The 9289-nt window shown below is 41.3% G+C and carries 9 protein-coding genes; 3 read left to right on the top strand and 6 right to left on the bottom strand.

Annotated features, from left to right (window positions below):
• The 3 genes from WA1_RS11040 to WA1_RS11030 all read right to left on the bottom strand — a co-directional run.
• On the bottom strand, positions 1 to 2269 hold a 2269-nt coding region (locus tag WA1_RS11040; protein ID WP_336389801.1), incomplete at its 3' end, for a PAS domain S-box protein.
• Positions 2270 to 2554: 285 nt separating this feature from the next.
• Positions 2555 to 2779, bottom strand: a complete 225-nt coding sequence (locus tag WA1_RS11035; RefSeq protein ID WP_017748420.1) for a hypothetical protein — start codon at positions 2777 to 2779, stop codon at positions 2555 to 2557.
• A 314-nt stretch (positions 2780 to 3093) separates the two neighbouring features.
• Entirely contained in the window at positions 3094 to 3573 is a 480-nt protein-coding gene (locus WA1_RS11030) for a hypothetical protein (protein ID WP_017748421.1), read from the bottom strand.
• A gap of 257 nt (positions 3574 to 3830) precedes the next feature.
• Between WA1_RS11030 and WA1_RS11025 the strand changes: the two genes are divergently transcribed.
• From WA1_RS11025 to WA1_RS11015, 3 genes are all read left to right on the top strand, one after another.
• Positions 3831 to 4112, top strand: a complete 282-nt coding sequence (locus WA1_RS11025; RefSeq protein ID WP_148662670.1) for a serine protease family protein — start codon at positions 3831 to 3833, stop codon at positions 4110 to 4112.
• A gap of 185 nt (positions 4113 to 4297) precedes the next feature.
• Entirely contained in the window at positions 4298 to 5491 is a 1194-nt protein-coding gene (locus WA1_RS11020; RefSeq protein WP_017748423.1) for an ATP-binding protein, read from the top strand.
• Entirely contained in the window at positions 5488 to 6468 is a 981-nt protein-coding gene (locus tag WA1_RS11015) for a ParA family protein (protein ID WP_017748424.1), read from the top strand. The genes WA1_RS11020 and WA1_RS11015 overlap by 4 nt, the downstream gene beginning before the upstream one ends.
• A gap of 114 nt (positions 6469 to 6582) precedes the next feature.
• Here the strand turns inward: WA1_RS11015 and WA1_RS11010 are convergent, their stop codons facing one another.
• From WA1_RS11010 to WA1_RS11000, 3 genes are all read right to left on the bottom strand, one after another.
• Positions 6583 to 6837, bottom strand: a complete 255-nt coding sequence (locus tag WA1_RS11010) for a DUF7219 family protein (RefSeq protein ID WP_017748425.1) — start codon at positions 6835 to 6837, stop codon at positions 6583 to 6585.
• 425 nt (positions 6838 to 7262) lie between these two features.
• The gene (locus WA1_RS11005; protein ID WP_017748426.1) at positions 7263 to 7967 is read right to left on the bottom strand and encodes an ABC transporter ATP-binding protein; all 705 of its coding nucleotides are present in this window, start codon (positions 7965 to 7967) and stop codon (positions 7263 to 7265) included.
• 50 nt (positions 7968 to 8017) lie between these two features.
• Complete coding sequence (locus tag WA1_RS11000; RefSeq protein WP_017748427.1) at positions 8018 to 9277, bottom strand: ABC transporter permease; 1260 nt, start codon at positions 9275 to 9277, stop codon at positions 8018 to 8020.
• Positions 9278 to 9289: the final 12 nt, after the last annotated feature.

Here is a 9289-nt window from a genome sequence, read left to right as displayed (position 1 = left end):
GGGAGGGGGGGAACTCATTCGCCTTGTCCTCAGTCCTCAACAAATTATTTAGTACCATCAAGTTACCCATCACTGAAGTTTGCAGTTCGTGGGAGACTGTGTGTAAAACAACGTCTTTTACCCGATTCAGTTCTTGGAGTTCCAGCATTTTTTGCTGCAATTGTGCGGTACGTTCTTCTACTTGACATTCTAGGTTGGTGTTGAGTTGCGCGAGTTGTTGATAGAGTTGTGCTTGCTGAATTGCGATCGCAACTTGTTCTGACATTTGTTGAAGCAAATCAATTTCTATTGCCTGCCAGGAGCGCGGTTTGCTACACTGATTTGCAATCAAAGCACCAAACAATTCCTCTCCCATCATAATAGGTACAGCCAAGGTGGCTCTGGTTTGGAATTGTTGGTAGAGGTTTTTGACTTTAGCCGAGATTGTTGTTTGAGTAATATCTTCCACAACTCGCAACCGATTGCTGCCAAGCAAAGCTTTTAATTCAGCCAAAAGCGTTTCATCATGACTCTTCCAGCCTAAGATAGAAGGATATTTGGGATCGACAGATTCAGCTAGAATATTAGACTTTGAGGAAGACTCATTCAAAGCAATAAAAACTCGATCTGTTGCCAAAAATTGCCGCACTTCATTAACAGTGGTTTGCAGGATTTGGTCAAGATCGAGGGAGGTACGAATTCTCGTCAAAGTTTGTGCTAAAAGGCGATCGCGTTTTGCTGACAGCCGCACTAAATCTTCCGACTGTTTGCGTTCTGTGATATCATTTGTAACGCAAAGCATACAAGGTTCTCCGCCAAGAACGACTACTTCGGCAGAAAACAAAATTACCCTTGGTTCACCCGATTTATTATAAAACTCAGTTTCTAAATTACGAACAAACCCCTGTTGTTGCAAAATTTGGCGTATTGTGGCACAATCTTGAGGATTGACCCAAATATTTAACTCCTTGCGAGTACGACCGATCGCTTCTTCACGACGGAAGCCTGTAATTTCAAGAAAAGTGTCGTTAACATCAACATAGCGTCCATCTGTAAGTGAGACGATGGTGATAATGTTGGGACTGCAACGAAAGGCTTTGGAAAATTTTTCCTCTGATTCGCGCAGAGCGATTTCTGCACTTTTGCGTTCGGTAATGTCGTGATTGATAAATAGCAGGCATTGAACGCCATCCAAAGAAATGATTTCAGCAGAAAATAACCCCGTTCTCACCTCACCAGACTTGCGGCGAAATTCTGCTTCCATGTTGCGAACAACACCGGTTTTCTGTAATTCTTGTAATACTGTAATGCGATCGCGATCGTTCACCCAAAGCTTAAGTTCGGTTGCAGTACGACCAATTGCTTCCTCTCGTTGATAGCCTGACTGTTCGACAAAACTATCATTAACTTCTATAAAACGACCTTCTGACAGCGTGCTAATTGTAATCGGATTCGGACTTGCACGAAAAACTTTAGCAAACTTTTCAGCCAAACTTCTTAAATTCACTTCTGTTTGTTTGCGGTTGGTAATATCCCGAACAATTGCTAAAACTTCATCTTGTCCACTCACAACTAACCGTGCTTCATAATCGCGCATTCCCTGCGGTGATGGCAATTGATATTCACAGGTTTGTAAGCTTTGAGAATCCAAAGCTTTGGCAATAGCTTGTTGGCTGAGCAAGACAACATCAGGAGGTAAGAAATCTTGTAGATGCTTCCCAATGATTTCATGTCTGGGAATGGTGACATTTGCACCTTCACCTTTAAAGTCTAGATACTCGCCATCACGACTGAGACGAAACATCAAATCGGGTATTGCATCTAAAATAGCTTTATACCTTGCTTCACTTTCTCGCAATTTTTCTTCTGCGAGTTTCCGATCTGTAATGTCAATAACTAACCCATCCCAAATAATATCTCCTGATGGCTTTTGTTCCGGACGCGAAGCAGCTTGAACCCATTTAAGTTTGCCACTAGGGGTAATGATACGACCTTCCCAACGCCAGGGTTCGCCTGTTGCACAAGATATGGCAATGGATTGCTCAAAACTTTTGACATCCTGCGGATGAGCTAGGTTATACAATACCTGAAAATCTGCTTGCACCAATTCTGGTTCCAATTCAAAGAGTTCCTGACAGCCAGAACTGGCGTATATAAATGTTCGGGAACCATCTTGCCGTTTGAGGAATTGGAAAATCATTCCCGGTAAATTGGAAGCAATTCTTTCTAACCGAGAGAATGCTTCTGGTTGGGAAGTTGGTGTATACAGGGCTTTCACGGGTTCATCCACTCTCTGACCTTATTCACAAGCTACAGTTTGTATATAATGTAAGCGATCAGCATTTCAGCGTTCGGTTAAGATTTGAGTATAGAACTCATGTTTTTTCGCTGATAGGCGACCGCTCATCGTTTATAGATATATTTTCAGAGTATCGTCCAAGGTCGAATTTCGCATTCACCCAATTGGATGAACCGCTTGCAGGAGAGTGATTTTACAAAACAAAATGCCTCTGGCTTTCTTCAGTAAACCGAGGCAAAAAAACACTAAAGACCTATAAGACATTGTATTAACAAACTACAAATCTTCATCATCTAACAAACTCATCAATGCTTGAAATTCAAGGTTATAGGACTCTGGGAGTTGATTCTCCAACTCTAACAATTGCTTCTGTAATGTTTCAGCGACGTAGATCATATTAAATTCTTGGGCAATCTTCAACTGATTTTCTTTGATTGCGATTTGTCGTAGCAGATTGTTTTCAAGGTTTATTAAATCGCGATCTTGAGCGATCGTAATCATGGTTGCACCTCTTTAAAACTTTGTTAAAAATTTATGGTAAAGGAGTGAGCTTGTCTGCTATTATCTCGTAGTTAGAGCATTTTGAGCAAAATAGCTGAAAAATTTCCAAATAAAAAATCTCCCAAAATTTATTCTTATGGTATAGGCTTCTAGCTCGCCACTAATATTAGGACGGGCGTCTCCGCCCGTCCCATAAGATAGATAGTTTATTTCTTGGAAATCCCTTATTCCAAAATTGAAAAGCACTTTTCCAAAAACCTAGCGTGGCTAGTTTTACGGGATGTTTCCAGAAATAAAGAATTGGGAAGACCAAACTATCGTCTACGATTCATTTTGCCGCGATCAGCGTGATTCTTTGCGGCATGAGACAATATGCGATCATAAGAGCGAATATTTTGCCATGCTTGTTGTTTTTTAGCTTCTAGTTGCTCTATTTCATTATTGAGAGCATTAAAACTGGCTCTAGTGATACTTTGAGTAGTACTACCAACTAATGCTCCTTTTGTATTGCCATCATTACTATTGTTAGAGAGGCGATTTTGTTCTTCATCAATACGTTTTTGTAAAGTTTCATATTCTTCAAGATATTTTGCTACTTCAGGTGGAATGTTAGCATCGCCGTAGAGGTCATTACTTGCCATTAAATCTACTAAGCGACGACAACGAGAACGTTCGGCATATTCAATAGCTTGTTCTATTTGTCCATTGTTAATAAAGGCTTGAACGATTTTTGTATAGACAGAAATGGAATCAGCAATGATTTCTTGACGGCGTGCGTCATCGGTTGATATCAAACGACTGGTTTCAATAGCTTCAATTGCAGTAGAGTAAGCTTCAATTGCTTAAACCCAGCGCTCTTGGTTTTCCTCACCTTAAGTACATTAATGCTTAAGTTTGGACAGGTTTTGACTAGCGCTAGTCTGAACAGTATAGTTTCCCGCGTTTTCTTCTAGTGTTTGTTGGTGGATTTACGTTAAAGGTTAAGAATACTGCAAACCAGAAAAATGTTACCCCCTCTTTACAAACAGAAAAGGGAGTCAAAAATGGATTTATGTTTACCACTGGTCAGGTTACGCTAGTGCTAGACAAACCTTTAAAGGGAGGCTATCAAATTGGCTACACTAATGATACACGTAAGGGGACGAGTGGCGCACCATTGCTAAACTATCATGGTGAGGTTTTGGGGATCAACGGATTGCATAAAGATCCTCTGTGGGATGCTCCGGAACTGTATATGGATGGCTCCTCTCCTGACAAACCCTTACAGGCGCTAATTAGTCGCTCCAGCTTAGCAGTGCCTATCAAAACAGTAGTAAAATTGGTTCCACAATAATTTTAGGATGGCAGCTATGATTATTTCTGGGAGATTGATATAGCCTTTCCCAAGCACCTGAGGTACACCTAAATTTTTTGAACCCTTATCAAAAATACAAGCAGATTTCAAATCGTACCTCACCAGACTGGGAAGCGCTATATCGTAAAAGTTAAAAGATAAAGTTAGCTAAAACTATAATATAAATGAATGATGAGGAATTGGAAGTTCTTCTAAAAGACTTGGAATCAGATCGGGTGGAACGTAAGGCTTCAATTTCTGATAAAGGTAAGCTTTGTGAGGCAGTTTGTGCATTTGCCAATGACTTGCCAAACCATCAAAAGCCAGGAGTCTTATTTATTGGTGTTAGGGATGATGGCAACTGCGCCAATCTTATCATCGATGATAAGCTGTTACTGACGCTTTCAGCTATGCGATCGGATGGGAACATTTTACCTTTTCCCACCATGATTGTTCAAAAACGAACTATCGGTGGATGCGAACTAGCTGTTGTAATTGTGGAACCATCGGACGCCCCACCTGTACGCTTTAATGGACGTGTTTGGGTAAGGGTTGGTCCCCGTAGAGCAACTGCTACAGCAGAAGAAGAGCGGCGTTTAGCAGAGAAAAGACGCTCTAAAGACTTACCTTTCGACCTTCAGCCCCTTGCATCTGCTAGTTTAAATAACCTAAATATAGACTTGTTCTATCGAGTTTATTTGACGGCATCTTTAGCCACTGAAATTATTGAAGAGAATCAACGTTCTGTGGAACAACAACTTATGGCATTGCGATTTGCCACAGTTGAACCACTACCCAAACCAACTATTCTCGGTTTATTAGTGGTAGGTAATAATCCAAGACAATTTGTCCCTTGTGCCTATATTCAATTTCTTCGTATTGACGGTAGTGAGTTCACCGATCCAATTAAAGATCAAAAAGAAATCAGTAGTGCGCTTCCTAATTTACTTGAAATATTAGATGAAACTCTTCAATCTTATATTTCCGTTGTGACAGACATCACTGCTAGTCCCATTGAAGTTCGTCAACCAGATTATCCAATAGTGGCTCTGCAACAACTAGCAAGAAATGCTGTTCTGCACCGTACCTATGAAGGGACAAATGCACCAGTAAGAATTTCTTGGTTTAACGATCGCATTGAAATTCAAAATCCTGGTAGTCCTTTTGGTCAAGTCAATCGGCAAAACTTTGGACAACCTGGTATAACAGATTATAGAAATCCTCACCTTGCTGAAGCCATGAAAAATCTTGGCTATGTTCAGCGCTTTGGCATAGGAATTCAACTCGCACGCCAGCAGCTGCAAAAAAATGGCAACCCACCACCAGAGTTTTTTATAGATGATAGCTATGTGATAGCCACGGTTAGAAAAAGATTATGAATACTACAACTATTGCATTTTTTAATAACAGAAGTGACGTTGGCAAAACTACCTTAGTTTATCATTTAGCATGGATGTACAGAGAACTGGGTTATCGAGTACTTGCAGCCGATTTAGATCCTCAAGCCAATTTATCTATGATGTTTCTAGGTGAGGATCGCCTTGAAGAACTTTGGCTGCAACAAAATACTATTTTTGGCAGTGTTGCTCCACTGCTAAGGGGATTAAGCGATATATCCGAGCCATATCTAGAAATAGTTGAAGATCGCTTAGCTCTTTTAACAGGTGACATAGAACTTTTTCAACTAGAGAGCAAGCTGACAGACTCTTGGACAACTGGGATATATGATGTCAAAGATAGTCACCGACAGAAACTTGCCTTCCAATTCATATCTGTCTTTTGGAAAATTATGCAGAAGGCAGCAATAGCCCATGAAGCTAATATTATCCTAATAGATTTAGCTTCTAATGTGGGAGCTATTAACCATGCAGCATTAATTGCTGCGGATTATATTATTGTTCCACTTACCTTAGACTTTTTTGCCGTCAAAGCCTTAACTAACCTTGGAACCACATTGCAGAATTGGCGAAAACAATGGCAAGAACTAAATACAGATATAGAGATTCCTTTGGCAAAGATGGAACCAGCAGGTTATATTATCCGACAACATCCAGTGAGATTCGATCGCCCTGTAAGAAATTATCAAAATTTACTGACTGACATTCCAGACATTTATCGAAAAGCAGTATTGAACAACTCAGAAAGCTGTAATATTTCCATTGCAGACGATTCTAATTGTTTAGGTTGGTTAAAATATTACGCCAGCCTAATAGATATCGCTAAAGACGCCCAAAAACCGATGTTTCATCTAAAACCCGCCGATGGTGCTCTCGGTACTTTCATGCAAGCAGCGAAAAGCATTTATAAGGATTTTGAAAATTTGGCTAATGCGATAAGCCGGAGGCTTAACGGCTAAAGCCGTATCGCAGAACGAACTCACTAAAGCTCAGATCCCTGACTTCTCTAAGAAGTCGGGGATCTTATTTCTCCGTATTAACCTCGTTTCCTGATAAAACATGCGATCGCGTCTCTAATTATTCTGCTTTTGGTCACCATTAGAACGGAGTGTTCCAATTCCTAGTTCTTTTTTAAAACTATCTAATTGTTCCCACAAAGACTGGATTCTTTCAAAAGCTTCAATGGTTGGAAGCTTACCATTAGTTTCTAAACCTACAATATAATCAACGCGTTGTGTAAAATATTGTAACATTGCGTCAAACTTGAGATTTTCTGGAGTGGCAACACCATGGTATACTCTATGAGGGTAAAGAAAATCGCTTTTCATATTGATTAATCTCCATGCAAAAATAGAAGCAGCACTAACATAATTGTTGGCTCTTCTGGATATTATTGAGAATGCCCAAATTTAGAAGCAAAATAAACTTTTCGCCTAAAATGCTAAATTAAGTTTTGCAATAGGATCTTTATAGTTTGTTATAAAGCGGCATTTAAATTCCTACAAGCAGTCTACCTGCAGGAACTCCAAAATAGCATACCTGTTTTCCATAGAGCATTCTCCAAAAGATATATACATATGGAGGTAGAGACTTTACGGATTTTGCTACCCTACACCTAAATAACACGGGAAGCCCGTGTCCCTGGTAGAGCGGTAGAGCGGTTCAACCCATAGCTAGGAAACGTTGACCAGATAGCCATTCCATGCAAATGGTTTCGGGCAAAAAGTTAACGCCGACTCCTAGCCAGAATCCGCTAAATTCTATTTAGCGGTGTTGGCTCAATAACAGGAGAAACAATCAATCCGTCTTTAACGTGAATAACTCTATTAGTTCTGGCAGCGACATCAGCCTCATGGGTGACAATAACAATTGTGATCCCTTGATGGTTTAATTCACTCAGTAAATCCATCACTTCCTGAGAAGTTTGACTGTCCAAAGCGCCTGTTGGTTCATCTGCAAGCACCAAAGCAGGACGATTGACTAAGGCGCGAGCAATAGCAACTCTTTGCTGCTGTCCTCCAGAAAGTTGATTGGGACGGTTGTTCAACCTTTCTGCTAGCCCAACCCTTGTTAAAGCTGCGATCGCTCTCTTCTGCCGTTGATGTTTTGGAACCCCTGCATATACCATTGGCAGCATAACATTTTCCACTGCAGTCGCGCGAGGCAAGAGGTTGAATTGCTGAAACACAAAGCCAATGCGCTGGTTGCGAATAAAAGCTAACTCATCATCATTTAAAGCAGTCAAATTTTGACCCTCTAAAACATAATGTCCACTTGTGGGACGATCCAAGCAACCCACAATATTCATGAGCGTAGACTTACCAGAACCGGACATTCCCATAATGGCTACATATTCACCTTCCTCAATTGTCAAATCAATTCCTTTGAGAATTGGTACCTCAGTCTCACCCAAACGGTAAGTTTTGGTAATACTTTCCATCCAAATCATCGTCGCCATATTATATTCCTCTTTCTCTACTCCCTACTCCCCACTCCCTACTCCCTCCCTTAATCACTCCGCAAAGCATTAATAGGATCGAGTTGAGCCGCGTTACGGGCTGGGATAACTCCTGCTAACAATCCAGTGATCAATGAGACACCAAATCCAGCAGCAATTGCCCAGAAGGACACAATAAACGGAAATTTAAACACATTAGCAGCTGCAAAGGTCAAGCAAATGCCAAAACCAATACCAATTGCTCCACCCACGATAGCCACTGCCACTGCTTCAGTCAAGAACTGACTCAGAATAGCGCTTTTGGTCGCGCCTACTGCTTTGCGAATACCAATTTCTCTGGTTCTTTCCACAACGGAAACCAACATGATATTAGCAATACCAATTCCCCCAACAATCAGAGAAATACCAGCAATTGCTCCTACCAAAACGGTAAACAGCCCCACAACACTCGTAAAAGTGTTTATAATATCAACTTGATTGATGATGCGAAAGTCATCTGCTTGAGGCGGATAGATATTGTGTCGAATGCGGAGCAAGTTTGTCACCTGAAACTGAGCCGCATCCAACTGCGCCGCGTCTTGAGTTTTGAGCCAGACACCATTAATAGCTGTGCCGTTGAGAGCATTATTACCAACAATTCTGGCAGACATATTCGTCAGTGGGATGTACATCTGATCGTCCTGGTTTTGAGTCCCTGATGCGCCCTTCTCCTCCATCACCCCAATAACTGCATAACGTCCATTTTGAATGCGAATATTAGCCCCGATAGCTGACCCCCCAACACCAAATAGATCGTCCCGCACTTTACTGCCCAGAACAACCACTGGTTTGGCATTATCCAAATCTTCTTGAGTAAAGTATTGCCCTTCTTGAGGGTGGACGTTTCTGACTTCTGGGTAATTGAGATCGGTACCCAGAACTGTGGTAGAAATATTCTGTCCCTCATAAACCACCTGAACTCCACGCTGTAGATAAGCCGTGACAGACTGCGCCGCCGTAACTTGCTCGTCAATTGCTCGTGCATCCTCCCAGGTGAGAGTTGATGAGGTCCCTACACCCTGACTGATCCCCCCAGTGCGAGCAAATCCTGCCAGCACTAGCATGACATTAGAACCAAGAGCTTGAATCTGCAACTCGGTTGCTTTCTGAATACCCTGCCCTACAGAGGTTACGGCAATGACAGAAGTAATACCAATAATCACACCCAGCATTGTTAACCCAGTGCGGAGGCGATTGCTCCAAAGGGCTTCCACTGCCATTGATAGAATTTCAAATAATGAAACTTTAGTTACGCGAATAGATTTTGCCATAAAAATACCTCT

The sequence above is a fragment of the Scytonema hofmannii PCC 7110 genome, assembly GCF_000346485.2.
GTDB lineage: Bacteria > Cyanobacteriota > Cyanobacteriia > Cyanobacteriales > Nostocaceae > Scytonema > Scytonema hofmannii.
This window is presented reverse-complemented; position numbering and strand designations above follow the sequence as displayed.

Bases quoted from the DNA above. Each gene is read 5' to 3' on its own strand.
- WA1_RS11035 (WP_017748420.1), bottom strand. From the start codon at position 2,779: ATGATTACGATCGCTCAAGATCGCGATTTAATAAACCTTGAAAACAAT.
- WA1_RS11025 (WP_148662670.1), top strand. From the start codon at position 3,831: ATGTTTACCACTGGTCAGGTTACGCTAGTGCTAGACAAACCTTTAAAG.
- WA1_RS11020 (WP_017748423.1), top strand. From the start codon at position 4,298: ATGAATGATGAGGAATTGGAAGTTCTTCTAAAAGACTTGGAATCAGAT.
- WA1_RS11015 (WP_017748424.1), top strand. From the start codon at position 5,488: ATGAATACTACAACTATTGCATTTTTTAATAACAGAAGTGACGTTGGC.
- WA1_RS11010 (WP_017748425.1), bottom strand. From the start codon at position 6,837: ATGAAAAGCGATTTTCTTTACCCTCATAGAGTATACCATGGTGTTGCC.
- WA1_RS11005 (WP_017748426.1), bottom strand. From the start codon at position 7,967: ATGGCGACGATGATTTGGATGGAAAGTATTACCAAAACTTACCGTTTG.
- WA1_RS11000 (WP_017748427.1), bottom strand. From the start codon at position 9,277: ATGGCAAAATCTATTCGCGTAACTAAAGTTTCATTATTTGAAATTCTA.